Origin of the sequence: Nocardioides sp. URHA0032, from assembly GCF_000620645.1 — a bacterium.
Lineage (GTDB): Bacteria > Actinomycetota > Actinomycetes > Propionibacteriales > Nocardioidaceae > Nocardioides.
The window spans coordinates 145,329-171,255 of sequence record NZ_JIAV01000001.1 but is presented as its reverse complement, the minus strand read 5'-3'; the positions used below and the strand labels follow the sequence as shown (position 1 = coordinate 171,255).

Here is a 25,927-nt window from a genome sequence, read left to right as displayed (position 1 = left end):
CCGCACCGCGGCTTCGTGCCTCAGCCGCGGCGGCTACTCGATCTGGCCGAGCCCACGCCGCGCGCTCGTTCCTCGCACCCGGCTGCTCGTCACAGGTTGATCATGTGGCCGGCGATGCCCTCGACGGCCTCCTTCATCGCCTCCGACAGGGTCGGGTGGGCGAACACGTTCCGCGCGACCTCGTCGGCGGTGAGGTCCCACTGCTGGGCCAGCGTGAGCGCCGGGAGCAGCTCGGTGACCTCGGGGCCGATCATGTGGGCGCCGAGGATCTCGTTGTACTGCGCGTCCGCGACGATCTTCACGAAGCCGACGCCCTCGGCCATCCCGCGGGCCTTGCCGTTGGCCGAGAACGGGAAGCTGGCCACCTTGACGTCGTACCCCTTCTCCTTGGCCTGGGCCTCGGAGTAGCCGAACGAGGCGATCTGCGGCTGGCAGAACGTCGCTCGCGGGATCATGTCGAAGTTGATCTCGACGGTCTCGGCGCCGGCGATCGTCTCCGCGGCGACGACACCCATCGCCTCCGCGGTGTGGGCCAGCATCAGCTTCCCGGTCACGTCGCCGATCGCGTAGACGTTCTCGACGTTCGTGCGGCCGCGTGCGTCGACCTCGATCGCGCCGCGGTCCGAGACCTTGACGCCGGTGTTCTCGAGGCCGTAGCCGTCCACGCGAGGCGCGAAGCCGAACGCCGCCAGCATCCGGTCGGCCTCGAGGACCTCGCTGTTGCCGTCCTTGCTCACCGTCACCCTGACGCCGCTGCCGGTGTCCTCGACGTCCTCGACCTTGGTCGAGAGGAGGACCTTCACGCCGAGCTTCTTGTACTGCTTGAGCAGCTCCTTCGACACGTCGGCGTCCTCGGTCGGGACCATCCGGTCGAGGAACTCCACGATGGTCACGTCGACACCGAAGTTGGCGAGCACATAGGCGAACTCGACGCCGATCGCGCCGGAGCCGCCGATGATGATGCTCCTCGGCAGCCCGGCGTCGAGGATCTGCTCCTCGTACGTCACGACGTTCTCGCTCGGGCTCATGCCCGGCAGCATCCGGACCTTCGCACCGGTGCCGATGATCAGGTTGTCGAAGGTGTAGGTGGTCCTCTGACCGTCCTTCTCGACCTCGATCTCCGTGGCCGACCTGAGCGTGCCCCAGCCGTCGATCTCCTGGATCTTGTTCTTCTTCATCAGGTAGTGCACACCCTTGGCGCTGGCGTCCGCGACGCCCCGGCTGCGCTTGTGGGTGATCTCGAAGTCCATGACCGCGTCGCCGCTGATCCCGAAGGTGTCCCTCTCCTTCGTGATGATGTGCGCGATCTCGGCGTTCCGGAGCAGTGCCTTCGACGGGATGCAGCCGACGTTGAGGCAGACACCGCCCCAGTACTTGTCCTCGACGACCGCGACGGTCTGGCCGAGCTGGGCGGCGCGGATCGCGGCGACGTAGCCTCCGGGGCCGGCGCCGAGGACGAGGACGTTGAAGTGCGTGGTCACAGCAGTCAGCGTACTGACGTGAGGCAGCCCACTCCGCATCGGTCGTTTAGTCTTCGGGCGTGACGCTTCACCCCTCGACGCTGCTCGCTGCGCTCGCATCGCCGCGGGGATCCCGATGACGCTCTACGCGGCCTACGGGACGAACCTCGATCCCGTCCGGATGAGCGAACGGTGCCCGCACTCCCCGATGTCCACCACCGGGTGGCTGCAGGGCTGGCGGCTCACGTTCGGCGGGGAGGAGCACGGCTGGGACGGCGCCCTGTCGACGATCGTCGAGGACCCGATCGAGCAGGTCTTCGTGGCGGTGTACGACGTCACCCGCGAGGACGAGGCGGCCCTGGACGGCTGGGAGGGCGCCGACCTCGGCCTCTACCGCAAGACCCGCGTCCGGGTCGCGACCATGACCGGTTCGATGGTGGTGTGGACCTACGTCCTCGACGCCTACGAGGGCGGCCTGCCCAGCGCGTCGTACCTCGGCATCCTCGCCGACGCCGCCGAGGCCGCCGACGCCCCGGCCGACTACGTCGCCGCCCTCCGACGCCGCCCCTGCCGATCCACGGGACTGTAGGGCCGGCCGGCCCCCGGCCGGTGACTCATCCGGGCGAGACCGTGTGGCAGACCGCCTCGACGTTGTTGCCGTCGGGGTCGCGCACAAAGGCGCCGTAGTAGTGGTCGTGGTACTCGGGGAAGTGGCGCGGCTCGTGCAGCACCTCGGCGCCGAACGCGACGGCGGCGTCGAAGAAGGCCCGGACGTCCTCGGCCGAGGCGGCGCCGAAGGCGACATGGATCTCCCGGTTCGGCCCGGAAGCGGGGCCCTCCTCCGGCTGGCGGCCGATCCAGAACGCCGGGTGCGACGTGCCGTAGCCGATCGCCACACCGTGGTCCGTCAGGCGGCGGTGGCCGAGGACGCCGAGGACGGCGTCGTAGAAGTCCGCGGAGTGCTGGAGGTCGGAGCAGTTGATGCCCAGGTGGTCGATCATGCCCCTACCCTGCACGAAATCGCCCCCGCGGGAAGTCCGCACTAGAGTCCGCAGGGTGATGGACCAGACCCCTGACCAACTCGCCCAGGAGGCCGCCGACAGGCTCGCCGAGCTCACGGGGGTGGAGCGGCACGACGTCGCGCTGGTCCTCGGCTCGGGCTGGCTGCCCGCGGTCGATGCACTGGGCGAGGCGACGGCCGAGATCGACACGACCGACCTGCCGGGCTTCAGCAAGGCGGCGGTCGCGGGCCACTCCGGCCGGATCCGCTCGATCCGGGCCGGCGACCGGCAGCTGCTGGTCTTCCTCAGCCGCACCCACTACTACGAGGGCAGGGGCGTCGCCGCCGTCGTCCACGGGGTCCGGACGGCGGGCCGGGCCGGCTGTCGCACCATCGTGCTCACCAACGGGTGCGGCGGCCTCAAGCAGACGTGGACGCCGGGCACGCCGGTGCTCATCAGCGACCACATCAACCTGACCGGCGCCAGCCCGATCGTCGGCGCGAACTTCGTGGACCTCACCGACCTGTACAGCCCGCGGCTCCGCACGCTGTGCCGCGAGATCGACCCGAGCCTCGACGAGGGCGTCTACGTCCAGTTCCCGGGCCCGCACTACGAGACCCCGGCCGAGGTCCGGATGGCCGGCATCATCGGCGGCTCCCTGGTCGGCATGAGCACCACGCTCGAGGCGATCGCCGCCCGCGAGGCGGGCATGGAGGTGCTCGGCATCAGCCTGGTCACCAACCTCGCCGCGGGCATCAGCGACCAGCCCCTCAACCACGAGGAGGTCCTCGAGGCGGGCAGGGCGGCCGCCACGCGGATGGGCGACCTGCTCGGGCGGATCGTCCCGCGGATCTGATGGCCGACACCCGTCGCGCGCTCGTCGAGGCGGCCACCGAGGTGTTCGCGGAGCACGGCGTCTTCGCGGCGTCCCTGGTCGAGGTGACCCGCCGTGCGGGCCAACGCAACCGGGGCGCCGTGCACTACCACTTCGGCTCCCGCGAGGGTCTGCTCGCGGCGGTGCTGGAGCAGCACGCGGCGTTCCTCGCCCAGCGTGAGGGCGAGCTCCTCGAGCACGCCCGCACGACGCCCGACGACGACCTCGGCTCCGTCCTCGAGGCGATCGTGCGGCCCGCGGTCGAGCTCGCCGAGACCGGCCCGTCGGGCCGCCGCTACCTGGTCATCGTCGGCGAGCTCGTCGAGGAGTACGACCGGGTCCACCCCGACGTGGCGGAGGCGCTCCGCCACACCGGCGGGTACGACGTGTATGCGCTGCTCGAGGACCGGATGCCGCCGCTCGACGACGCGCTGCGCAACGAGCGGCTGGCGTTGGTGACCGGGTTCATCCTGCGCTCGGTCGCGGACCGGGCCCGACAGGTCGACAGCCCCGGCCGCGCCCAGCTGCCCACCGAGCGGTTCGTCCGCAACCTGGTCGCGATGGCCGCCGGCATGGCCACCGCCCCGCCCGTCGACGTCTGAAGCGCCCACGTGCCGGGTGGAGGCCGAGCGCCCCGCGAGATAGCGTCTCGGTCCGTGCCCTCCTCACTCTCAGCGGCGATGCGCGACGGCTCCCGGACCGAGCACGCGCAGGCCGAGGACGCCGCGTTCATGTCCGAGCTCCTCGCGGGACGGGTGGACGAGCGGGGCTACGCCGACTACCTGCTCCGGCTGCGCACCGTCTACGCCACGATGGAGGCGGTCGTGCGCGAGAACACCGACGACCCCGCGGTCGCCGCGGTCTTCGATCCGGGACTGGAACGCCTCCCGGCGATCGACGCCGACCTCGACCACTGGCTGCCGGGCGGGCCGCGCACGGTGGACTCCCCTGCCGCCGCGGCGTACCGCGACCGGCTGACGGCCGCCGCCACCAGCGGCGGCCTGCTCGCCGCGCACCACTACACGCGCTACCTCGGCGACCTCTCCGGCGGGCAGGCGATCGGCCGGATCCTGGACCGCGGGTTCGGGCTGGCCGGCCGAGGCCTCGCGTTCTACGACTTCCCGGCCGTCGGGCGGCCGAAGGCCTACAAGGACGGCTACCGGGCCCGGCTCGACGCACTCGGCCTCTCGTCCCGTGCGATCGCCCGGGTCGTGGACGAGGTGAGGGTCGCGTTCCGGCTCAACCAGGCGTTGTTCACCGAGCTCGCGGCTAGCCTTCCCGCGTGAAGGTTCTCGTCACCGGCGCAGCCGGCAGCATCGGACGCGTCGTGATGGTCGGCCTCGCGGACCGTGGCCACACCGTGGTCGGCCTGGACCGGGTGCCCGAGCCCACCGGCGAGGACCGGCCCTGGTTCACCGTCGACTGCACCGACCCCGACGCGGTCGCCGCGGTGTTCGACGAGGAGGCGTTCGACGGCGTCCTGCACCTGGCCGGCCGGCCCCACGAGGCGAACCTGCCCGACTCGCTGTCCTCCCACGTGATCACCACCGCCGCGCTGCTGGACGCGATGGTCGAGCACGGCGTGCGGCGCTTCGTCTACGCCTCCTCGAACCACGCCGTGGGCCGGACGCCCCGCAGGGACCTGGTCGGCATCGACACCAGGCCCCGGCCCGACACGTTCTACGGCGTCGGCAAGGTCGCGGCCGAGGCCGTGATGAGCCTGTACGCCGACCGCTACGGCATCGACGCCGTGGCGTGCCGGATCGGGTCCTACCTCGAGCGTCCGGAGACCGTCCGCCACCTCTCGACCTGGCTGTCGCACGACGACTGCGTGCGGATGGTCGACGCCGCGCTCACCGCCCCCGCCCCGGGCTTCGCGGTGCTGTACGGCATCTCGGCCAACACCCGCGGCTGGTGGGACCTCGAGCCCGGCCGGGCGCTGGGGTACGAGCCGCTCGACGACGCGGAGGAGTTCGCGGCGTCCATCGCGCCCGGTCCGGACGACACGGCGGACGGCGCGTACGTCGGTGGTGACTACGCGTCGCCCGCGCAGGAACGCCCCGCGCTCGACCGGTCTTGACCTGGAGTGCGCTCCAGGAGTGACACTGGGGGGCGTGAGCACCGGACTGAGCATCGCCGCGGCCGCCGAGCGCACCGGCCTGACCCCGGACACGCTGCGGTACTACGAGCACGACGGGCTGATGCTGCGGCCCGTCGGGCGCACCTCCTCCGGGCACCGCCGCTACACCGAGGCCGACCTGCGCTGGATCGAGCTGCTGACCCGGCTGCGCGGGACCGGCATGCCGATCCGCGACGTCCGCCGATACGCCGAGCTGGTGCGGACCGGCGACGGGAACGAGGAGGAGCGGCTGGCGCTCCTGCGCGCGCACCGCCAGCTCGTGCTCGCCCAGCTCGCCGAGGTCCAGGAGCACCTGGGCGCCATCGACGCGAAGATCGGGATCTACGAGGACAAGCTCCTGAGCCGGGACCTTGACCTGGAGCGCGCTCGAACCGCTTGAGTGGACGGCATGACCCTTCACCAGCGCACTCTCGGAACCACCTCGTCCCTCACCGTCTCCGCCCTCGGCCTCGGCTGCATGGGCATGTCGGAGTTCTACGGCCGCGGCGACGAGGGCGAGGCGGTCGCGACCATCCACCGCGCCCTCGACCTCGGCGTCACCTTCCTCGACACCGCCGACATGTACGGGCCGTTCACGAACGAGCAGCTCGTCGGCAAGGCGATCGCGGGCCGTCGCGACGAGGTCCAGCTCGCCACCAAGTTCGGCAACGAGCGGCGTCCCGACGGCACCCGCGTCGGCATCAACGGCCGGCCCGAGTACGTGCGGACCGCGTGCGACGCCTCGCTCCAGCGCCTCGGCGTCGACCACATCGACCTCTACTACCAGCACCGCGTCGACCGGACCGTGCCGATCGAGGAGACCGTCGGCGCCATGAAGGAGCTCGTCGAGGCCGGCAAGGTGCGCCACCTCGGGCTCTCCGAGGCGTCACCGGAGACGATCCGCCGCGGCCACGCCGTCCACCCGATCACCGCGCTGCAGACGGAGTACTCGCTGTTCACGCGCGACCTCGAGGACGAGATCCTGCCCACGATCCGCGAGCTCGGCATCGGCCTGGTGCCCTACTCCCCGCTCGGCCGCGGCATCCTCACCGGCGCGATCACCTCGGAGGACTCCCTCGACCCCGACGACTCGCGGCGCTCGGCGTACTTCCCCCGGCTCAACGGCGAGGGCCTGCGCGCCAACCTCAGGCTCGTCGACGCCGTACGCTCCCTGGCGGAGCAGAAGGGCTGCACGCCCGGTCAGCTCGCGCTCGCCTGGGTCCTCTCCCAGGGCGACGCCGGGCTGGGAGTCGTCCCGATCCCCGGCACCAAGCGCGTGAAGTACCTCGAGGAGAACGCCGCGGCCGCCGACGTCGTGCTCTCCGCCGACGACCTGGCGGCGCTCGAGGCGGCGGTCCCGCGCGACGCCGTGGTCGGCGAGCGCTACGGGGACATGTCCACGATCGACAGCTGACGCCGCAGCCCGGCCACGCAGCCGGCCATCATCCGCTGGTGGTTCCAGCGCAGCAGCGGCCGCGCGGCGTACGACCCCAGCGCGAGGAGCCCGGTGACGGCGACGTCCTGGCTGAGGTCGAGGCCGGTGCCGCCCGGGGTGGCCGTCAGCACGAAGCGCACCGAGCCCTCGAGGTCGCCGGACACGGCGACCTCGAGGCGGTCGGGCGAGCGGTCGACGGCGTGCAGGACCAGGTCGAGCGTGTACGGCAGCGCCGAGCGGCACAGCACCCGCGCGTCGTTCGGGCCCAGCGACGCCACCGCGACGACCTGGGGCCACCAGTCGGGGTAGCGCTCGAGATCGATGAGCAGCGCGTGCACCGCGGCGACGGGCGCAGGGATCTCCCAGGTACCGGAGAAGGTGAAGGACGCGCGCACCCTCGTATCGTGCCCCCCATGAGCGAACTCCTCACGGCTGCGCGCGCCTGGGCCGCCGACGACCCCGACCCGCAGACCCGCGCCGAGCTCGAGCGGGTCATCGCCCAGGTCGAGGCCGGCGGCGGCGACGCCGACCTGGCTGACCGGTTCGCGGGACCGCTCGAGTTCGGCACCGCCGGGCTGCGGGGCGCGCTGGGGGCCGGGCCGAACCGGATGAACCGGGTCGTGGTCACCCGGGCCGCGGCCGGGCTCGCCGCCTACCTGCGCGACACGGGCCACACCCGCGTCTCGGTCGTGATCGGGTACGACGCCCGCCACAACTCCGACGTCTTCGCCCGGGACACCGCGGAGGTGATGACCGGCGCCGGCTTCACGGCGTACGTCCTCCCCCGCCCACTGCCCACGCCGCTGCTCGCCTTCGCGATCCGCGAGCTCGGCTGCGCGGCCGGCGTGATGGTGACCGCCAGCCACAACCCGCCGCAGGACAACGGCTACAAGGTCTACCTCGGCGACGGCAGCCAGATCGTGCCACCGGCCGACGCGGAGATCGCGGCCCGGATCGAGGCGGTCGGCGCGGTCGCGGAGGTGCCGCGCGGAAGCGGCGGCACGGTCCTCGACGAGGAGATCGTGGACCGCTACCTCGACACCGTCGCCGGGCTCGCGGTCGACGGGCCGCGGGATCTGAGTCTCGTCTACACCCCGCTGCACGGCGTGGGCGGCACGACCGTCCTCCGCGTCCTCGAGGCGGCCGGTTTCGACGAGCCGGCGGTCGTCACCGAGCAGGAGCAGCCCGACCCCGAGTTCCCGACCGTCGCGTTCCCGAACCCCGAGGAGCCGGGGGCGATGGACCTCGCGGTCGCGCTCGCGGAGCGCCGCCGCGCGGACCTCGTGGTCGCCAACGACCCGGACGCGGACCGCTGTGCGGCCGCCGTGCCCGGCCCGCACGGCTGGCGGATGCTGCGCGGCGACGAGGTCGGCGCCCTGCTGGCGCACGCACTCCTGAGCCGCGGCACCCGGGGCACCTACGCGTGCAGCATCGTGTCCTCCAGCCTGCTCGGGAAGATGGCCGCCGCCGCCGGCCAGCCGTACGCCGAGACGCTGACCGGCTTCAAGTGGATCGGCCGGGTCGACGGGCTGGCCTTCGGCTACGAGGAGGCGCTCGGCTACTGCGTCGACCCCGAGCACGTGAAGGACAAGGACGGCGTCTCCGCGCTCCTGCTCCTCTGCGAGCTCGCGGCCGAGACCAAGGCCGCGGGCCGGACCCTCGTCGACGTGCTCGACGACCTGGCCCGCGAGCACGGGTTGCACGCGACCGACCAGCTCTCCGTGCGGGTCACCGACCTCGCGGAGATCGCCGCCGCGATGGAGCGGCTGCGCGCCGCGCCTCCCGCCGAGCTGGGCGGGCTCGCGGTCGAGCGGGTCGACGACCTCGCGGTCGGCAGCGCGGACCTGCCGCCGACCGAGGGACTGCGCTACCGGCTCGCCGACGGCGCCCGGGTCGTCGTGCGGCCGAGCGGCACCGAGCCGAAGCTCAAGTGCTACCTCGAGGTCGTGGTGCCGGTGCGCTCCGAGGACGACGTTGACGCAGCCCGGATCGCGGCGGTCGGGCGGCTCGACGCGCTGCGCGACGGGATCAGGACCGCGGCCGGGATCCTGGGCTAGAACACCAGGAGCCAGACCAGGAACGCGACGATCAGCGCGACGGTGCCCGCCAGCTCGGGCCAGGCGTAGGCGCGGCGGACGCCGTCGGTCACGGCGCCGTACCTCTCCCGCGCCTCCGTGGCGAGGTGGGTGAGCCGCTCCTCGACGAAGACCTGGTAGGTGTCGAGGGGGCTCGCGGCCGACCCGGTCTTCTTCGCCGCGGAGCGCTGCCGGACGGTCTGCCGGGCCGTGTAGCCGACGACCGGCGACAGGTAGCGCTTCTCGCCCACGCTGACAGCGGTGACCTGCCCGACCGCGACCCGGTCGATGGCGGCCAGCGGGATCGTGTCGGTGTGGTACATGCTCCGCATCACCAGGTCGCGGTCCTCGACCCACATGCCGGGGCGGAGCATCACCACCCACACGAGCAGCGCGCCGAGGACCGCGACGATCGCCACGCCGAGCGCCCGGCCGGTGCTCCAGCCGGCGATCGCGAGGACCAGGACCACGGCGGTGCAGCCGAGCCCGACGTACCCGCTGATCCGCCCGTTCGTGGCGTGGAACCGCTCGACGGCGGGCTCGGCGGGCTCGGCGGGCCGGTCGGTCATGGGGGCATCTCCTGGTTTGTGGTGCTTCGCGACCACAACCCTATGCTGGGTCGGTGACCAGCACCTCCACCCTCCTCGACCCGGCGTTCGACGACGTCACCAGGTCCGAGGCCGCACTGCGGCGGTTCCTGCACGGGCTGCCCGGCGTCGACCAGGTCGGCGCGGAGGCGCGCGCGGCCGGGCTCGGCACCCGTTCCATCAAGACCACCGCGAAGGCGTACGCGCTCGACCTCGCCATCCGGATGGTCGACCTGACGACCCTGGAGGGCCAGGACACCCCCGGCAAGGTCCGCGCCCTGTCCGCCAAGGCGATGCGGCCCGACCCCGCGGACCCGACCACGCCGCAGGTCGCAGCGGTCTGCGTGTACCCCGACATGGTCGCCACGGCCCGCGAGGTGCTGGGCACCAGCGGCGTGCACGTGGCCGCCGTCGCCACGGCGTTCCCGAGCGGCCGTGCCGCCCTCGACATCAAGCTCGCCGACACCCGCGACGCGGTCGAGGCCGGGGCCGACGAGATCGACATGGTCCTCGACCGGGGCGCGTTCCTCGCCGGTCGCTACCTGCACGCGTTCGAGGAGATCGTGGCGGTCAAGCAGGCGTGCGCCCGGGCCGACGGCGAGAGCGCCCACCTGAAGGTGATCCTGGAGACCGGCGAGCTGCAGACCTATGACAACGTCCGCCGGGCGGGCTGGCTGGCGATGATGGCCGGCGCCGACTTCATCAAGACCTCCACCGGCAAGGTGCAGCCGGCGGCGACCCTGCCGGTCACGCTGGTGATGCTCGAGGCGGTCCGCGACTTCCGCGAGCAGACCGGCACCATGGTCGGCGTGAAGCCGGCAGGCGGCATCCGCACCGCCAAGGACGCCATCAAGTACCTCGTGATGGTCAACGAGGTCGCGGGCCCGGACTGGCTGGACCCGGCCTGGTTCCGCTTCGGCGCCTCCACGCTGCTCAACGACCTGCTGATGCAGCGCACCAAGATGAAGACCGGCCGCTACTCCGGTCCCGACTACTTCACGCTGGACTGATCTCCTGATGGCAGACACCAACCCGTTCGAGTACGCCCCGGCCCCCGAGTCGCGGAGCATCGTCGACATCAAGCCGTCCTACGGCCTCTTCGTCAACGGCGAGTTCACCGACGGCCACGGCACGCCGTTCAAGACGATCAGCCCGGCCACCGAGGAGGTCCTCGCCGAGGTCGCCGAGGCCGACCAGGCCGACGTGGACGCCGCGGTGAAGGCCGCCCGGCGGGCCTACGACAAGGTCTGGTCGCGGATGCCGGGCCGCGAGCGCGCCAAGTACCTCTACCGGATCGCCCGGATCATCCAGGAGCGCAGCCGCGAGCTCGCCGTCCTGGAGTCGCTCGACAACGGCAAGCCGATCAAGGAGTCGCGCGACGTCGACGTCCCGACCGTGGCCGCGCACTTCTTCTACTACGCCGGCTGGGCCGACAAGCTGGAGTACGCCGGTCGCGGCAGCGACCCGCAGCCGCTCGGCGTCGCGGGCCAGATCATCCCGTGGAACTTCCCGCTGCTGATGCTGGCCTGGAAGATCGCCCCGGCGCTCGCCTGCGGCAACACGGTGGTGCTCAAGCCGGCGGAGACGACCCCGCTGACCGCGCTGCTGTTCGCGGAGATCTGCCAGCAGGCGGACCTCCCGCCCGGCGTGGTCAACATCGTCACGGGCGCCGGCGGCACCGGTCAGGCACTCGTCGGCCACCCGGACATCGACAAGGTCGCGTTCACCGGCTCGACCGAGGTCGGCAAGGCGATCGCCCGCTCCGTCGCCGGCACCGAGAAGAAGGTGACGCTCGAGCTCGGCGGCAAGGCCGCGAACATCGTCTTCGACGACGCCCCCATCGACCAGGCGGTCGAGGGCATCGTCAACGGGATCTTCTTCAACCAGGGCCACGTCTGCTGCGCCGGCTCCCGCCTGCTCGTGCAGGAGAGCATCTCCGAGGAGCTGCTCGAGCGCCTGAAGCGGCGGATGTCGACGCTCCGCATGGGCGACCCGCTGGACAAGAACACCGACATCGGCGCGATCAACTCCGGCGAGCAGCTCAAGCGGATCCGCGAGCTGTCCGAGCTCGGCGACGCCGAGGGCGCGGAGCGCTGGGAGGTCGCGTGCGACCTGCCGACGAAGGGCTTCTGGTTCCCGCCGACGCTGTTCACCGGCGTCTCGCAGGCGCACCGGATCGCGCGCGAGGAGATCTTCGGCCCGGTGTTGTCGGTGCTCACGTTCCGCACGCCGTCCGAGGCGGTCGAGAAGGCGAACAACACGCCGTACGGCCTCTCCGCCGGTGTCTGGACCGACAAGGGCTCCCGGATCCTGCACATGGCGAACCAGCTGCGCGCCGGCGTGGTGTGGGCCAACACGTTCAACAAGTTCGACCCGACCAGCCCGTTCGGCGGCTACCAGGAGTCGGGCTACGGCCGCGAGGGCGGCCGGCACGGTCTGGAGGCCTACCTGCGATGAGCGCCCGCATCGACGTCCGGAAGACCTACAAGCTCTACATCGGGGGCGCGTTCCCCCGGTCCGAGTCCGGCCACTCCTACGAGGTGACCGACAGCAAGGGGAAGTTCGTGGCGAACGCCGCCCTCGCGTCCCGCAAGGACGCGCGCGACGCCGTCGTCGCCGCCCGCAAGGCGTTCGGCGGCTGGTCGACACGCTCCGCGTACAACCGGGCGCAGATCCTCTACCGGGTCGCCGAGGTCATGGAGGACCGCCGTCCGCAGTTCGTGCAGGCGATCACCCAGTCCGAGGGCCTCTCCGCCGCCAGGGCGGACAAGGCGCTCGACGAGGCCATCGACCGGCTGGTCTGGTACGCCGGCTGGGCGGACAAGATCACCCAGGTGGTCGGCAACGCGAACCCGGTGGCAGGTCCGTTCTTCAACCTGTCCACCCCGGAGCCGACCGGCGTCGTCGCGGTGCTCGCGCCGCAGCAGTCGAGCCTGCTCGGCCTGGTCAGCGCCGTCGCGCCCGTGGTCGTGACGGGCAACACGGCCGTCGTGGTCTCGTCGTACGAGCGGCCGTTGCCGGCGGTGACGTTCGCCGAGGTGCTCGCGACGTCCGACGTCCCGGGCGGCGTGGTCAACATCCTGACCGGCTCGGCAGCGACGATCGGACCGTGGCTGGCGGCGCACATGGACGTGAACGCGATCGACCTCACCGGCATCGCCGGCGACGCGTCACTCGCGACCGAGCTCGAGGTCGCCGCGGCCGACAACCTGAAGCGGGTACGCCGCGCGCCGGCCGCCGAGCCGGACTGGGCTGCCGCGCCCGGGCTCGACCCGATGACGGCCTTCCTCGAGACCAAGACGGTCTGGCACCCCATCGGCGTCTGACCCGCCGGTGCGCGCACGTGTGATCGTCCTGGCCGGCCCTTCGGGGGCTGGCAAGTCCCGCCTCGCCGAGCGCATCGGCCTGCCGGTGCTGCGGCTCGACGACTTCTACAAGAGCGCCGGTGACCCCACGCTCCCCCTCATCACCGAGGGCGCGAACGCCGGCATCGTCGACTGGGACGATCCCGAGTCGTGGCTGCTCGAGGACGCGATGGCCGCGCTCGACGAGCTGTGCCGGACCGGGCGGGCCGAGGTGCCGGTCTACGAGATCGCGCAGAACGGCCGGTGCGGCTGGCAGACGCTGGACCTCGGCGGGCACGACCTCTTCGTGGCCGAGGGCATCTTCGCCCAGGAGGTGGTGTCGCACTGCCGGGAGGCGGGCCTGCTCGCGGCGGCGTACTGCGTGCGGCAGCACCCGATGGTGACGTTCTGGCGGCGACTCACCCGCGACCTGCGCGAGCACCGCAAGCCGCCCCTGGTGCTGGTCCGGCGCGGCCTGGCCCTGATGCGCGACCAGCAGCGCGTCGTGGCGCACGCCGTCGAGCGCGGCTGCCTGCCGGTCAGTTCGGACCAGGCGTTCGCCGCGATCCGCGCCCTCCTCGGCCAGGGGTCGCAGGCGTGACCGAGGACTGGCCCGAGCGGGTCTTCCGGGAGCGGCTGGCCCAGCCGGACCGGGTGAGCTGCGGTGCGACCTGCCTGGTCGTGGCCCGGATGATCACTGACCACGCGTACGGCGAGTACGTCGGCTCCGCGCCGTCGGTCCCGGACCGGTTCCGCGCGGAGGTGCTGATGATGCACCAGCACGTCACCGGGCTGGTCAACGACGGCCGGCTCCAGCTGCCCTGGCCGCGTGCGCTCGGCACGCCGCCGTGGGCTGTCGCGCGCCAGCTGGGTGACCGCGACGTGCGCTGGATCCGGACCTCCCCCGCGGCCGGGTACGACGCGATCGTCGCAGCCACCCGGGACCTCCGGCCGGTGCCGGTGTACGTCGGCAGCCGCTGGCTGCCGCGCCACGTCGTGCTCGCGCTCGGTGAGGAGGGCAGCCGGCTGCGGTTCTTCGAACCCGCCGCCGGACGACTGATGGACGTCGGTCGCGAGGAGTTCCGCCGGTCCCGCATCGGCCTGGCCGGGTGGGACCGGGCCTGGTGGGCGGTCCTGCCGGACTAGCTGCACGCGCTGGGCCGGTTCGTGAGTGGTGGCGACCGGGCGGTGGCGGGGTGATGTCCGCGACCTCCCGGCAGTGGGTGGTGGCGACCGAAAGGCAGCAAACGGAACGGTGGGCGGGTGGTCGGCGCCGATCCCCGGCTTGCGGGCCCGCCGTATCCCTGGGCCTGTGGAAAGCGGCTCGGAATCGTGACCTGTTCGTTACCCAGAACCCCGTGGAACAAGGGGTTCTGGGCCTCTCGGTGTCGGTGCTCGGTGCTTGAGTAGCACCATGACAGCGATGGCCACACCCAGGCACCGGGTCTCGGTGGCCGTCGCCCACGCCCACACCGAGATCGATGCGGTCGCGGACGCCTCGGTGTGGTCCATGGACGCCGCGGAGACCACCGCGACGCTCGTGGAGATCAGCAAGCTCAAGGCGAAGGTCGCCGAGCTCGAGGCCCGGGTGGCCGAGCACGCCGACGACGAGACCGTGGACGCGTGGGCGCACCGGACCCGGCAGACCAAGCCCGTAGTGCTCGGCCAGGTGAAGCTCGGCCAGGCGCTGGTGACCCGCGGCCATGTCCGGGACGCGCTGGCGGCCGGTGACCTGGTGGTCGAGCAGGCCCGGGTGATCGTCACCGCGCTGGACCAGCTCCCCGGCGACCTCGACCCGGCCTTGGTGGAGAAGGCGGAGCGGCACCTGGTGGCCGCCGGACGCGAGCACACCGCCCCGACCCTGCGGATCCTGGGCAAGCGGCTGATGGACGTGGTCGCCCCCGACCTGGCCGACACCTACGAAGCGAAGCAGCTCGCCCGCGAGGAGGCCGACGCGCTGCTGGCCACCACGTTCACGATGGTCGATGACGGGCACGGCAAGTGCCACGGCCGGTTCACGGTGCCGTCCTTCCACGGTGCGGCGCTGAAGAAGATGCTGCTCGCGATCGCCGCGCCCAAGCACCGCACCGCCACCGACGGCCCCGCCGCCCCCGGCGCCGGTGCCCGTGCCCCGGCCGGGCCGGGAACGGCTGGGGCGGGCGTTCTGCGAGCTGATCGAGCGCTACCCCGCCCACCGGCTCCCCCAGACCGGCGGGGTGTCCGCGACCGTGGTGGTCACGATGACGCTGGACAGCCTGCTCGGGAAGCTCGAGCAGGCGGCGCTGCTGGACACCGGGGAGAGGATCTCGCCCGGGGTGGCCCGCCGGCTGGCCTGCGAGGCGGGGATCATCCCCGCCGTGCTGAGCGGCAGCTCCGCGGTGCTCGACCTCGGCCGCGCCCGCCGGTTCCACACCAAGGCCCAGCGGATCGCGATCGCCCTCCGGGACAAGGGCTGCACCGAGCCCGGCTGCGATTGGCCGCCGGAGATGTGCCACACCCATCACGAGCCGCCGTTCAGCCGAGGCGGACCCACCGATGTAGATCACGGCAGGCTGCTCTGCCCCCAGCACCACACCCGCTACCACCGACGGACGTAGACCGACCGGTCCGACAACCCTCCACCACAGACCGGCCGATGGGCGCGGTCCTGCCTGACAAACCCCAGCGCCGCGACCCGCGTGGAATGCGGCCAGATCCGGACGCTGTCGAGACGAGTTCCAAGGCGCTGAGCGCTGATGCCACGGCATGGACCCACGTCTTGCCCTCGACGTGGTCGCCGTCGAGTTGGTCTCGGTGCGTCCAAGGCCGGCGATCGTGTGTTGCCCGGAATCGGTCCGAGCGACGATGCCGTCGCCTACGGTGTGCCGCATGCACCGCCGCCGTCCTCTCCGCGCCGTCCTCGCCCTGGCAACCGTGGGCTGGGTCGCGCTCGGAGTGTCCTCGGCTTCGGCCGATCAGGTCGACCAGGTGCCGGTGACCCAAGGCGAGACCGTGACGCTGTGGGCCGGCACCTCCGGGGCCGTGGTCAAGCTTCTCGCGAACGACTCCGACCCAGATGGCGAGAAGCTGCAGGTCTGCCGGTTCGGTGAGGCGCAGCCCGACTGGCGCCTAGACGTCGAGCCCGAGGACGGCGAGCGCAACGGCCGGGTCGAGGTCAGCCTCGATCCGAGCGCGACCGGTGTCTACACCTACGACTACCAGGTCTGCGATCGCTCCTACCTCGTCCCGGCCACGCTGACGCTGGACGTGCAGCCCGTGGGCGTGACGACGGTCGAGAAGGTACCGCGACGCCCGCGCCTGCTGCGGGTGACGAACCCGGACCAGCACCGCGTCTTCTTCTTGTGGGGGCCGCCGAGCGCCGACGATTTCCTCGGCATCGTGCGGATCGCCTCAGGTGGCTCGCGGCTGGTCCGGGCAGGCACCTCCCGGGTTGACTGGGCGGCCGGCTTCGCCGAAGGCGAGGTCGGGGTCTACACCGGCTACGGCACCGTGCGCGGCCTGAAACCATCCGGCAACCCCCGCCCCACCAGGGCGGTCGGTCGCGTCCGCGTCCACTCCGCGCTGGCTGGGGCGCTGGCTGACCCGCTGGCCGACGCGCTGGACAACACGCGGGCTGACGGCAGGGCGGCCCTACCGCGCCGCTCGAACGCGGCGCCGGGGGCACGCCGTACTGGCGATGGGATCGACCCGACCACGGTCGCGCCACCGGTCACCCAGTTCGACGGGGTGAGTTGGTGGGCCGGCGCCCAGGCCCGGGTGCATGTCCTCGCGAACGACTTCGACCCACAGGGGCAGCACCTCGATGTCTGCCGCATCGACTCGAGCGGCCGCGCTGTCTCCGCCTTCACCCAGCTGTCGAACACCGGCTTCCAGGTCTCGACGGATCAGGACAGCAACGGGACCTTCAGCATCACCTACTACGCCTGCAACGTTGCGCGCCTCGCCCCCGGCACCGTCACCGTCCACCTGCGCCGCGCCAGGCCGGTGGGGGTCACAGCCCACGGCGGCGACCTGCGGATCGCTAACCGGAACGGCGACAGCGTCCGTGTCCGGATCGACGACCCCGAGATCGCGGGCGCCCAGCGCACCGTTGGGGTCGCGGCTCACAGCGTCCGACATGTGCAGGTCGAGTGGACCTACCTGCGGTGGTACGCGCAGATCGGCCACCCCCGAGGGTTCGCCGGCTACGGCCACCTCCACCTCAACCTCCGTCCCTGATCAGGGCGGCCAGCTACCCCACGAGCCCAGCCGTCCCGGCGGTCTTCGTCCTGGGAGCGTTTCTCGGGTTCGGCATCGCGGTGGGCGGCGTGGTGGTCTCGTGGACCTCCGGGATTGTCTGGCTTCTCAAGAGGCGCCAGGAGGACCCGCGTGGGACCGGCGGGGCATCGTCCTGGCGGCGACGCGAGACAGCGACCTCGTCGGGACGCGGGCGGGGTTGGGCTAGGTCGATCTCGGCCGGCCGTTGGTCTGGGTCGGTCGTGGGCGGTGGGTCGACGCCGGCCGGGGCGCCCGAGCGCGCCCGGCCGAACGTCGACTCCTACTGTCCGCCGATGCTGAAGGCGTACAGCTTGTTGTTGCCGGTGAAGCCGGGAATCCCCAGGTTCGAGTATCCCGAGCCCCAGAACACGGTGTCGTTGGCGATGGATGCTCCGGCGTTGACCGAAGACCCTGCGGCGTAGCTCCAGAGGGTCTTGCCGGTTGCAGCGTCGAGGCCGAACATCGTCTTGTTCGTCGCTCCGCCAGCCATCGACGCCGCGTACACCACGCCGTTGGCCACGGTCATCGGGCCGAGGTCGACGGCGCCGTTCGGGTCGGCGACCTTCCAGATGATTCTGCCGGTGGCCGCGTCGAGGGCCGCCCACTCCCCACCTTGGGTCGTGGTGCCATTGCCGACCTGGTCCGGGATCCCGTAGAAGTTGGCGATCTGGACGTAGATCCGCTTGCCGTCAGTGGCCGAGCCCCACTCCATCCCACCGAGGGAGGAGCCGGGACCGACCTGGGTGGCCCAGACGACCGTTCCGGTGCTCGGGTCGATGGCGGTGTACACGCCGCTCTTCTGGCCGGCTCCGATCAGCGTTTTCGGGCCGGTCGCGGTCTGGGCGGTGAACAGCTGCACCCCGGAGCCGAAGTCGAAGTCGGGCCCAGAGTTCACCGGGCAGTTCGTTCCGCTGAAGAAGCACGCGACGGTCCAGTCGTCGGAGGTCGCGAACCGGTCGCTCCACGCGATCGTGCCGTCGGCGATCCGCAACGCCATGACGGAGTCGACGTGGTCATCGGGCGAGTTGCACTGCTCCTGCGTCCGACCTGCGTCGATGCAGGATGTGTAGTCCGGGTCGGTCGGGGTGAAGTAGTTGTTGCCGGTCGTGGCGTAGACGAAGCCCCGCGCCGGGTCGGGAACGATCGTGCTGCCCCACACGGCACCGCCGTTGTAACCGGTGGGCACGGTGTAGGTCTTCCACAGCACCGCACCGGTCGTGGCGTTCACCGCCATCACGCTGCCGCGGAAGGAGCAGCAGGGATAGGTCGAGTCGACGGCTGCCCCCTCTTCGAGAGATGCCACGCCTACGTAGACGACGCCGTTGAACACGGCCGGGGAGGCGGTGTCGATGGCGAGCGGGTGCGAGTCGAGCTGCGTCCGCCACTTCAGCGCGCCGGTGGTCGCGTTGATCGCGAGCAGATAGGCGCCCTTCTGCGTACCGACGTAGAGCGTGTTCGTGGCTGTGTCGAGAGCCGGGCTCGTGCGCGAGACGACCTTGGCCGGTGCCGGCGAGAACGCGTCGGACAGGTAATCGGCCAGGATGGTCTTCGACCACACGAGCTTCCCGGAGCTCGACTTGATCGCGTAGAGGTGGCCGGACCAGTCGGGGAAGTAGGCGACGCCGTCGACGACCGCGGCGCGTGCCGAGATGTCACCGCCCGTTGTGAAGGCCCACTTCGGTTTGAGGGCGCCCACGTTGCCGGTGCCGATCTTGGTGGCGGGCGCGTTCGCCGTGTTGTTGAGATTCTGCCCGAACATCGGCCACTGCGGCGGCCCGGAGCCGCCGGCCGCGTGCGCCCCGGCGGTGGGGGTGACGACCATGGCGCTGGTCGCCGTTGCTAGTGCGAAGACGGCGAGCCAGGGCCGCCATCCACGAGTAGTGCGTGCGTGTCTCAAGGTAGGTCTCCGTCCGATCGGCCGCACAGCCGCCGCGAGGGGGTGTGGACCCCGAATACGTCCGCACGCGGGCGCGCGAACGCACGATGCGTCCGAGACCCGGTCACCCGGGCAGCGAACGAGACGTCCCCGCCGGCAAGGAACGCCGGGCGGGACGTGTGCACAGCACTAGCAGGCGCTAGGCGCCGGCTCTCGTGACTCCACGGCGGAGCCCCACGTCCGAGGGCGGTGGTTGAGCTCGGTGATCGTGGTGCATGGCCCGTCTCCTGCCACGTCCCGGCGAGCGGCCCCCGCACATGTGGCGTGCGTCCGCTCCCGGCTAAACATGGAACCTAGCGCGGTCGTGAAGGCGGCCGAATCATCGAATTCGGGCATGACAAGCCCACACCGAACCGGTACGCGCCTTGCGGGGCAGCACGCGTCCTTCCGATGTGCGGTCGCCCAGCAGACCGAGCCCGCCGGTTGCCCGGTGCCTCCCGTCATGGCCGGCGCACGAGGAACGGCGGGCGCACGACCTCGTTGTCCTTCGTGAGCGCCGTCATCAGGTGCAGCGACCCGTCGGGCAGCAGACCCGAGATGGGTGCGAGGCGGGCTTCGTCACCGTCGATCTCGACCATCAGGAGGTGCGCCTGAGCCGCCCAGGCGGTGGTGTGGGCGTCGTCGAACCCGGTGGGGACCTCCTCCCGAAGCTGGCCTCCCGCCCCGGAGACGACGTACGTGCGGCCGTCCAGCTCCGAGACCTGGAAGTTGTGCTCGTGGCCGGCGAGCACGAGCCGCACGCCGCCCCGCTCGAAGAGCGGCAGCAGGGTCTCCAGCATCTCCTGGTCGTTCCCGTGCTCCGGTCCGGCGCAGAGCAGCGGGTGGTGGGAGAAGGGGATCCGCCAGCCGGGATCGGCCACGGCCAGCGCGTCCGCCAGCCATCGCTGGTGGTCCGGCACCTCGAAGAAGCGGTGGTACTCGGGATCTGCGCTGTCCTGGGAGGTGTCGATGCAGATCAGCTCGAGGTCCTGGCCGTAGCCGAAGCGGTAGAACAGCCCCGGGCCGACCGAGGCGCGGTCCTGCTGAGCGCGGAACCGCTCGCGGACGTGGAAGTTGTCCTCCATCTGCGCCCGGTCGTCGCTGCCCTCGGTGTCGGTGGTGTCGTGGTTGCCGATGGCGGGGAACACCGGGACCCGGGCGATGACGTAGCGATACGGCTGGAAGAAGCTGGAGTACCAGTCGTCGTCCTCCCCGCCGCTCTCGTCGTCCACCTGACCCAGCTCGCCCTGGTAGATGTTGTCGCCCAACGACAGCACGAACCGGACGTCGTGGTGCCGCACGAGCTCGTCGAGCACCTCCGCGATCCGGCGCTGCCGGCGGCTGGACTCACTGTCCGACCTGATCCCGACGCCGTAGTCGCCCACGGCGACGAACCGCACGACCGGGGTCGCGGTGTCCGGGGCCGGGAAGGTGCGGAACCGGAGGTCGTAGGCCCTGCCGGGCCCGAGGTCGTACCCGCCTGACGCGGTGGGCTCCCAGTCCCAGCGCACGCCCGACGCCCACTCGCGGCCGTCGACGTGGATCCGGTAGCGGTACTCCGTGTCCGGCTCCAGGCCCTCGACCCAGACCCAGGTCCGATCCTCGGTGCCCACCTCGGCGACGACCTCGCCACCGGAGTCCAGGACCTCGACGCGGGCGTCACCGAACGGCTCCGCGCCATGCCCGATCGAGGTACGCCGGCCCACGGCGCCCTGCAGCTCGGAGTCATCGAGGATGTTCCACCGGTCGGCCGTCTGGTCGTGGCGGAACCAGAAGGCTCCCCACCCGATCAGGACCCGGTCATGCGAGAGATCGACGAGGTGGACGAACTCCTCGCGATGGACGTCGTCGTTCTCGGCTCCCATCCGGACACCCTAGGCGCCGACCTCACGCCGCCGGTCACCCAACGACGCGCGGGGCCGCCCAGTCGTGGTTGTCGATGACGACGTCGGCGCGGGAGACGGGGTCCACCTCGGCGATGTAGAGGGCCTCGGCAACCGCGTACCGGTCCTGGTGCACCCGAGCCGCCTCGTCCGCGCCGTCCCTGGAACCATCGCGGGCGACGCCGCGTGCCAGCGACTCGGCCGCAGCGACCTCGAGCCAGATCCTGTAGTCCCACAGGTCGTCCCACTCGGGGCGGAACGCGAAGACCGTGTCCACGATCAGGACCGCGTCGGGACGGGCCTCGACGACGACGTCGCGGTGGTCGATGCCGGTCAGGGGGTCATGCGCGCACAGGACGACCTGGCCCGATCCGGTCGGTCCGGCGGGATCGAGCAGGAGTCGTCGCACCGAGTCGTGGTCGTGGGCGTTGCGGTAGTAGCCCTCGCCTGAGAGCCGGTCGTATCCGTGCTCGTCAGCGTGCGGCCACGCGTGCTTGAAATCGTCGAGGGAGGCCCGCAAGGTCGGTCGGTCGAACCCGCGGACAGCCGCCGCGAGCTCGTGTCCGAAGGAGGTCTTGCCGGCCGCGGTCCGGCCGTCGACGGCGACCCGGATCCGTCGATCTGAACGCGCCAGGATCTCCGCTGCCATCCGCGTCACCAGGGTGGACCGAGACGAGGAGGCGGCCGGCGGCATCGGCTGACGCCACGTCGAGACAGAGTCCAACCCATCCACCCGCCGAGAGTAGCGACGTCTCGACAGTTCATGACCGGGGCCGGAAGTCGACCGCACCTTCGCCCAGCAGCTTCGGCGGAAGGACGACGAACGTGAAATCCTCGTCCTTGGCGACTGGATGCGCATCGGCCGGGTACCGCCCGACCTCGAGGGGTGGCCTCCCGGCCACTCGGACGGCACGGCGGGAGGGCCATGCCTGAGACCAGCGGCGGATACCTGAGCCGGCCCGCGCCGAGCGGACTGGCGGACGTCGTCGACATCATCCTCGACCGCGGGATCGTCATCGACGCCTACGCGCGCGTATCGGTCGTGGGCATCGAGCTCTTGACGATCGACGCGCGAGTGATCGTGGCCAGCGCTGACACGTACCTGCGGTTCGCCGAAGCCACCAACCGGCTCGACCTGTGGGACCAGGGAGGGGCGACCTTGCCGGACGCGCTCTCCGAAGGCGCCGAGCGACTCACAAGGGACGTGGCCGCGAACGTCGTCGAGGACAAGCTGTCCGGCAGTGTCGGCGCTGTCGGCGACGCCGTCGAGGGCGTGATCGACACGGTCGAGGACTCAGTCGAGGGGGCCGCAGAACAGGTGGCGGACGGCGTCTCCGAGGTTCGCGACCGGGTGGCGGACGTCGCTGGGCGCGTCGTCGACGCCGTCACCCCGGGCGATTCCCACGACGACTCGGAGGACTAGCTGAGCGCCTTCGCCTTGAGCTGGTCGTACTCCGCCTGGTTGATCGCCCCGGAGTCGAGGAGTCCCTTGGCCTGCGCGATCTGGTCGGCGGCAGAACCCCCGCCGCCACCCGTCTCGGCGGCCACGGTCTTGATGTAGGCCTCGGTGTCCGCTTGCGCGGCGCGCATCACCGCGGCGTTGCGCTCGGCCATGCCCTGCCCGCGGACGATCAGGTACACCAGCGAGGTGACGATCGGGAAGAAGATCAGGCAGAAGACCCAGACCGCCTTCATCCCGCCGCTGACGCCCTTGTCGCGGAACAGATCCGTGAGGATCTGGAACAGCACCATGAGGTACGCCATGAGCAGGAAGAAGGAGATGATGAACCAGAAGAAGTCCCAGAAGCTGTCCACGCGGCGACCCTAGACAGGTGGTCTCGTCCGGAGGCTCACCCGATCCGGGTGACCGGGCGACAGCAGCCGCTGGCCCAGCAGCGGGCACACCAGCACGGTGAGGGCGCGGGCCGAGGCCACCCTCGGTGACGATGGCGAGGAAGACCAGACCGCCGCGGACCAGCAGGATCAGCGCCACGAAGGCCACCAGCGCGACCGGCTCCTCGACGACGGCGTGCGGGTCGATCGCCATGCCGGAGGTGATGAAGAAGACCGGGATGAGGAGACCGAACGCCAGCCCCTCGAGCTTGTGCTCCAGGCTCTCGTGGCCCTCCGGAACCAGCTGGCGCAGCACGAATCCCGCGGCGAACGCACCGAGAACGGCGTCGAGGTCGAACGCCGCGGCGGCCACCGTCAGCGTCACCAGCAGCAGCACGACGAGCCGCACCTGCGTCTGACCGGACGTCTCGGCGCCACGACGGATCACCGCCAGGACCGAGCCCTCCGGGCTGAACCGCGCGGAGAACCGGTGCAGGACGAGGGCCAGCAGGCCGAATCCGGCCAGCACGAGAAGGGACTCCAGCGGGCCGCGGGCGCCGAGCAGCACCGCCATGGCGAGGATCGGCCCGAGCTCGCCGTACGCACCGTGGTTCATGACGACGCGTCCGAACCCGGTGCCCAGCAGGCGGGTGTCCTTGAGGATCGGCAGGAGGGTGCCCAGCGAGGTGGAGGTCAGCGCGATCGCGACCGCGATCTCACCGTCGATCTGGCCGGTGCGGTCGAGCAGCAGCACGATGCCGAGCGCGACGAGCAGGCAGGCGACCCACGTGACGAGCGCGCGGCGCCCGCCGCGGCCGACGAGCTCGGCCGGCTCGACCTCGTAGCCCGCGAGCAGGAACAGCATGCCGAGCCCCAGCTCGCGCAGCATCGTGACGCCCTCGCCTGCGACGGCGAGCTCGAGCACGTTCGGGCCGATCAGGACGCCGAGCATGAGGAGCAGCACCACCTCCGGCACCTTGTTCCGCAGCACCAGGCCGACGAGCAGCGGAGCGAGCACGGCACACAGGGCGATCCAGAACAGCGACTCGCCCGCGCCCGGCACCGGATCGCCTAGCTCGTCCAGACGACGAGGACCAGCACCAGCCAGGCAGCGGCGATGCCGAGGCCGACCAGCGCCACGCGGGAGCTGAGCACGAACCAGGTCCGGCCCGCCCCCTCGACGTGGCCCCCGGTCGCCGCGACGTCGACCCGGTCCGGCCGCTGCGGGTCGTACGCCACCTCGATCTCCGCGCCGACGCGGGGCGGCGGCGCGGGGACGTCGGTCAGCGTCAGCACCTCCACCGGCTCCGAGGCGCCGTCGGGCGTGAAGCTCACCCTCGGGAAGTACCGGGTGTCCGGCTCAGCACCGAAGCTGAGGTCCTTGGCCTCGAGCGCGGTCACCGTGGCCGTGGCCGTGACCGCCCGCCCACGGAACGTCGCGGCGGTGCGCCGGACCGACCGGCCCTTGAGCAGCAGCACGCCCGCCACCACGATGACGAGGACCGCCGACCCGAGCAGCAGCACCGTGGGGACGTAGTGGATCTTCACGTCCCGGCCTCGGGCCCGCCTTCGGCCGCCAGCGCGGCGTACTCCGGCTTGACGATGTCCTCGATGATCGCGAGCCGTTCGTCGAACGGCAGGAACGCCGACTTCATGGCATTGATCGTGAACCAGCGCAGGTCGTCGATGCCGTAGCCGAAGGCCTCCACCAGCGACGCCATCTCGTGGCTCATCGAGGTGCGGCTCATCAGGCGGTTGTCGGTGTTGACCGTGACCCGGAAGCGGAGCTTCTTCAGCAGCCCGATCGGGTGCTCGGCGATCGACGGCGCGGCACCCGTCTGCACGTTCGACCACGGGCACATCTCCAGCGGGATCCGCTTGTCCCGGACGTACGCCGCCAGCAGGCCGAGCTCCACGCTGCCGTCGTCGTGCACGGTGATGTCGTCGATGATGCGCACGCCGTGGCCCAGCCGGTCCGCCCCGCACCACTGGATCGCCTGCCAGATCGACGGGAGGCCGAAGCCCTCGCCCGCGTGGATCGTGAAGTGCGCGTTCTCGCGCTGGAGGTACTCGAACGCGTCGAGGTGCCGGGTCGGCGGGTAGCCCGCCTCGGCGCCCGCGATGTCGAAGCCCGCCACGCCGCGGTCCCGCCACGCGATCGCGAGCTCCGCGATCTCCATCGAGCGGGCCTGGTGGCGCATCGCGGTCAGCAGCTGGCGTACGACGATCCGGCCGCCCGCCGCGGCGACGCCCTGGTCGAAGCCCTCCTGCACGGCCGCGACCACCTCGTCGAGGGTCAGCCCTTGGCCGACGTGCTGCTCGGGGGCGTACCGCACCTCGGCGTACACGACCCCGTCGGCCGCGAGGTCCTCCACGCACTCCCGGGCGACCCGGGCCAGCGCCGGAGCGGTCTGCATGACCGCGACCGTGTGGTCGAAGGTCTCGAGGTAGCGCTCCAGCGAGCCGGAGTCGCTCGCCTCAGCGAACCACTGTCCCAGCGACTCCGCGGTCATCGGCCCCTCGACGGCGGGCAGCGCGTGGCCGACCTCGGCGGCCAGGTCGATGATCGTCTGGGGACGCAGTCCGCCGTCGAGGTGGTCGTGCAGCAGGACCTTCGGTGCCCGGCGGATCTGTTCGAGGGACGGGGTCATGCCCGCGATCCTTCCAGAGTTCGCTATTTTCTCGGGCATGCGCGTCTTCACGTCCCTCGACGAGGTCGCTGCCGCGAGCGGCGACGAGCTCGGGACCTCCGACTGGCTCACCATCGACCAGGACCGGGTGGACCTGTTCGCCGAGGCCACCGGGGACCACCAGTGGATCCACGTGGACGTGGAGCGCGCGAAGGACGGGCCGTTCGGCGGCACCATCGCGCACGGCTACCTGACGTTGTCGCTGATCCCGTTCCTCGGCAGCCAGGTCTTCGGGTTCGACACCCCCGGCGCCAAGCTCAACTACGGCGCCAACAAGGTGCGCTTCCCCCACCCGGTCAAGGTCGGCCAGCGGATCCGCTCCACCGTCACCGTCGGTGACGTGGCGGACCTCCCCTCGGGCAAGCAGGTCACCCTGCGCCACACCATCGAGATCGACGGCGAGGCCAAGCCGGCCTGCGTCGCCGAGACCGTGGTCCTGCTGCTGGTCTGACGC

General features: G+C 71.5%; 27 protein-coding genes and 2 pseudogenes. 18 read left to right on the top strand and 11 right to left on the bottom strand.

Annotated elements, in window-relative coordinates; genetic code table 11:
• Positions 1-89: 89 nt before the first annotated feature.
• Positions 90-1,481 carry a dihydrolipoyl dehydrogenase gene (lpdA, locus tag N538_RS0100830; RefSeq protein WP_036568990.1) on the bottom strand — a complete coding sequence of 464 codons (1,392 nt, stop codon included), beginning with the start codon at positions 1,479-1,481 and terminating at the stop codon, positions 90-92.
• 115 nt (positions 1,482-1,596) lie between these two features.
• On the opposite strand from lpdA, the gene N538_RS0100825 reads away from it, so the two are divergent.
• Positions 1,597-2,049: a gamma-glutamylcyclotransferase gene (locus N538_RS0100825; RefSeq protein WP_028635715.1), complete on the top strand. Its 453-nt coding sequence runs from the start codon at positions 1,597-1,599 to the stop codon at positions 2,047-2,049.
• A 25-nt stretch (positions 2,050-2,074) separates the two neighbouring features.
• On the opposite strand, the gene N538_RS0100820 is transcribed toward N538_RS0100825, so the two are convergent.
• A complete protein-coding gene (locus N538_RS0100820) occupies positions 2,075-2,461 on the bottom strand; it encodes a VOC family protein (RefSeq protein ID WP_028635714.1) in 387 nt (128 codons plus the stop codon).
• A gap of 58 nt (positions 2,462-2,519) precedes the next feature.
• Here N538_RS0100820 and N538_RS0100815 point away from each other — a divergent pair, with 58 nt between their 5' ends.
• The 6 genes from N538_RS0100815 to N538_RS0100790 are packed head-to-tail and all read left to right on the top strand — an operon-like array spanning position 2,520 to position 6,868.
• Entirely contained in the window at positions 2,520-3,317 is a 798-nt protein-coding gene (locus N538_RS0100815; RefSeq protein ID WP_028635713.1) for a purine-nucleoside phosphorylase, read from the top strand.
• On the top strand, positions 3,317-3,937 hold the full coding sequence (locus N538_RS0100810; RefSeq protein WP_036568988.1) for a TetR family transcriptional regulator: 621 nt from the start codon (positions 3,317-3,319) through the stop codon (positions 3,935-3,937). Before N538_RS0100815 ends, N538_RS0100810 begins: the two co-directional genes overlap by 1 nt.
• A 54-nt stretch (positions 3,938-3,991) precedes the next feature.
• Positions 3,992-4,621: a biliverdin-producing heme oxygenase gene (locus tag N538_RS0100805; protein ID WP_231496099.1), complete on the top strand. Its 630-nt coding sequence runs from the start codon at positions 3,992-3,994 to the stop codon at positions 4,619-4,621.
• A complete protein-coding gene (locus N538_RS0100800; RefSeq protein WP_028635710.1) occupies positions 4,618-5,415 on the top strand; it encodes an NAD-dependent epimerase/dehydratase family protein in 798 nt (265 codons plus the stop codon). The genes N538_RS0100805 and N538_RS0100800 overlap by 4 nt, the downstream gene beginning before the upstream one ends.
• A gap of 34 nt (positions 5,416-5,449) precedes the next feature.
• Positions 5,450-5,854, top strand: coding sequence for a MerR family transcriptional regulator (locus tag N538_RS28830; protein ID WP_231496098.1), 405 nt, complete (start codon positions 5,450-5,452; stop codon positions 5,852-5,854).
• 9 nt (positions 5,855-5,863) lie between these two features.
• The gene (locus tag N538_RS0100790) at positions 5,864-6,868 is read left to right on the top strand and encodes an aldo/keto reductase (RefSeq protein WP_028635708.1); all 1,005 of its coding nucleotides are present in this window, start codon (positions 5,864-5,866) and stop codon (positions 6,866-6,868) included.
• On the opposite strand, the gene N538_RS0100785 is transcribed toward N538_RS0100790, so the two are convergent.
• Positions 6,838-7,284 (bottom strand): SRPBCC family protein, encoded by a 447-nt coding sequence (locus N538_RS0100785; protein WP_028635758.1) that lies wholly within the window; start codon positions 7,282-7,284, stop codon positions 6,838-6,840. The genes N538_RS0100790 and N538_RS0100785 overlap by 31 nt on opposite strands.
• Before the next feature lie 18 nt (positions 7,285-7,302).
• Here N538_RS0100785 and N538_RS0100780 point away from each other — a divergent pair, with 18 nt between their 5' ends.
• The gene (locus tag N538_RS0100780; protein ID WP_036568985.1) at positions 7,303-8,946 is read left to right on the top strand and encodes a phospho-sugar mutase; all 1,644 of its coding nucleotides are present in this window, start codon (positions 7,303-7,305) and stop codon (positions 8,944-8,946) included.
• Here the strand turns inward: N538_RS0100780 and N538_RS0100775 are convergent.
• Complete coding sequence (locus N538_RS0100775) at positions 8,943-9,533, bottom strand: hypothetical protein (RefSeq protein ID WP_028635706.1); 591 nt, start codon at positions 9,531-9,533, stop codon at positions 8,943-8,945. The genes N538_RS0100780 and N538_RS0100775 overlap by 4 nt on opposite strands.
• 53 nt (positions 9,534-9,586) lie before the next feature.
• On the opposite strand from N538_RS0100775, the gene deoC reads away from it, so the two are divergent.
• From deoC to N538_RS0100730, 8 genes and pseudogenes are all read left to right on the top strand, one after another.
• Positions 9,587-10,561 (top strand): deoxyribose-phosphate aldolase, encoded by a 975-nt coding sequence (gene deoC, locus N538_RS0100770; protein ID WP_028635705.1) that lies wholly within the window; start codon positions 9,587-9,589, stop codon positions 10,559-10,561.
• A 7-nt stretch (positions 10,562-10,568) separates the two neighbouring features.
• Complete coding sequence (locus N538_RS0100765) at positions 10,569-12,008, top strand: aldehyde dehydrogenase family protein (protein WP_028635704.1); 1,440 nt, start codon at positions 10,569-10,571, stop codon at positions 12,006-12,008.
• On the top strand, positions 12,005-12,877 hold the full coding sequence (locus N538_RS0100760; protein ID WP_028635703.1) for an aldehyde dehydrogenase family protein: 873 nt from the start codon (positions 12,005-12,007) through the stop codon (positions 12,875-12,877). The genes N538_RS0100765 and N538_RS0100760 overlap by 4 nt, the downstream gene beginning before the upstream one ends.
• A gap of 7 nt (positions 12,878-12,884) precedes the next feature.
• Positions 12,885-13,496: an ATP-binding protein gene (locus N538_RS0100755; protein WP_028635702.1), complete on the top strand. Its 612-nt coding sequence runs from the start codon at positions 12,885-12,887 to the stop codon at positions 13,494-13,496.
• On the top strand, positions 13,493-14,041 hold the full coding sequence (locus N538_RS0100750; RefSeq protein WP_028635701.1) for a hypothetical protein: 549 nt from the start codon (positions 13,493-13,495) through the stop codon (positions 14,039-14,041). Before N538_RS0100755 ends, N538_RS0100750 begins: the two co-directional genes overlap by 4 nt.
• Before the next feature lie 268 nt (positions 14,042-14,309).
• Positions 14,310-14,924, top strand: a pseudogene (locus tag N538_RS29635) (DUF222 domain-containing protein); the annotation flags it as partial.
• 97 nt (positions 14,925-15,021) lie between these two features.
• Entirely contained in the window at positions 15,022-15,492 is a 471-nt protein-coding gene (locus N538_RS0100735; RefSeq protein ID WP_051548538.1) for an HNH endonuclease signature motif containing protein, read from the top strand.
• Between the two features lie 271 nt (positions 15,493-15,763).
• Positions 15,764-17,113, top strand: coding sequence for an Ig-like domain-containing protein (locus N538_RS0100730; protein ID WP_028635698.1), 1,350 nt, complete (start codon positions 15,764-15,766; stop codon positions 17,111-17,113).
• A gap of 319 nt (positions 17,114-17,432) precedes the next feature.
• Here N538_RS0100730 and N538_RS0100725 read toward each other — a convergent pair whose 3' ends face one another.
• The 3 genes from N538_RS0100725 to N538_RS0100715 all read right to left on the bottom strand — a co-directional run bounded on the left by N538_RS0100725 (position 17,433) and on the right by N538_RS0100715 (position 21,599).
• On the bottom strand, positions 17,433-18,974 hold the full coding sequence (locus tag N538_RS0100725; protein ID WP_051548537.1) for an outer membrane protein assembly factor BamB family protein: 1,542 nt from the start codon (positions 18,972-18,974) through the stop codon (positions 17,433-17,435).
• A gap of 554 nt (positions 18,975-19,528) precedes the next feature.
• Entirely contained in the window at positions 19,529-20,932 is a 1,404-nt protein-coding gene (locus tag N538_RS0100720) for a metallophosphoesterase (RefSeq protein WP_028635696.1), read from the bottom strand.
• Positions 20,933-20,966: 34 nt separating this feature from the next.
• On the bottom strand, positions 20,967-21,599 hold the full coding sequence (locus N538_RS0100715; protein ID WP_197025193.1) for a uridine kinase: 633 nt from the start codon (positions 21,597-21,599) through the stop codon (positions 20,967-20,969).
• 276 nt (positions 21,600-21,875) lie between these two features.
• Between N538_RS0100715 and gvpJ the strand changes: the two genes are divergently transcribed.
• On the top strand, positions 21,876-22,373 hold the full coding sequence (gene gvpJ / locus N538_RS23190; RefSeq protein WP_081790191.1) for a gas vesicle protein GvpJ: 498 nt from the start codon (positions 21,876-21,878) through the stop codon (positions 22,371-22,373).
• Here gvpJ and N538_RS0100705 read toward each other — a convergent pair.
• The 4 genes and pseudogenes from N538_RS0100705 to N538_RS0100690 form a co-directional block, all read right to left on the bottom strand.
• The gene (locus N538_RS0100705; protein ID WP_028635694.1) at positions 22,370-22,765 is read right to left on the bottom strand and encodes an SHOCT domain-containing protein; all 396 of its coding nucleotides are present in this window, start codon (positions 22,763-22,765) and stop codon (positions 22,370-22,372) included. The genes gvpJ and N538_RS0100705 overlap by 4 nt on opposite strands.
• A gap of 193 nt (positions 22,766-22,958) precedes the next feature.
• A pseudogene (locus N538_RS27780) lies at positions 22,959-23,747 on the bottom strand (cation:proton antiporter); the annotation flags it as partial.
• Positions 23,748-23,854: 107 nt separating this feature from the next.
• Entirely contained in the window at positions 23,855-24,331 is a 477-nt protein-coding gene (locus N538_RS28825; protein ID WP_028635692.1) for a DUF3592 domain-containing protein, read from the bottom strand.
• Positions 24,328-25,434, bottom strand: coding sequence for an adenosine deaminase (locus N538_RS0100690; protein ID WP_028635691.1), 1,107 nt, complete (start codon positions 25,432-25,434; stop codon positions 24,328-24,330). The genes N538_RS28825 and N538_RS0100690 overlap by 4 nt, the downstream gene beginning before the upstream one ends.
• A gap of 37 nt (positions 25,435-25,471) precedes the next feature.
• Here N538_RS0100690 and N538_RS0100685 point away from each other — a divergent pair, with 37 nt between their 5' ends.
• Entirely contained in the window at positions 25,472-25,924 is a 453-nt protein-coding gene (locus N538_RS0100685) for a MaoC family dehydratase (RefSeq protein WP_028635690.1), read from the top strand.
• Positions 25,925-25,927 lie beyond the last annotated feature (3 nt).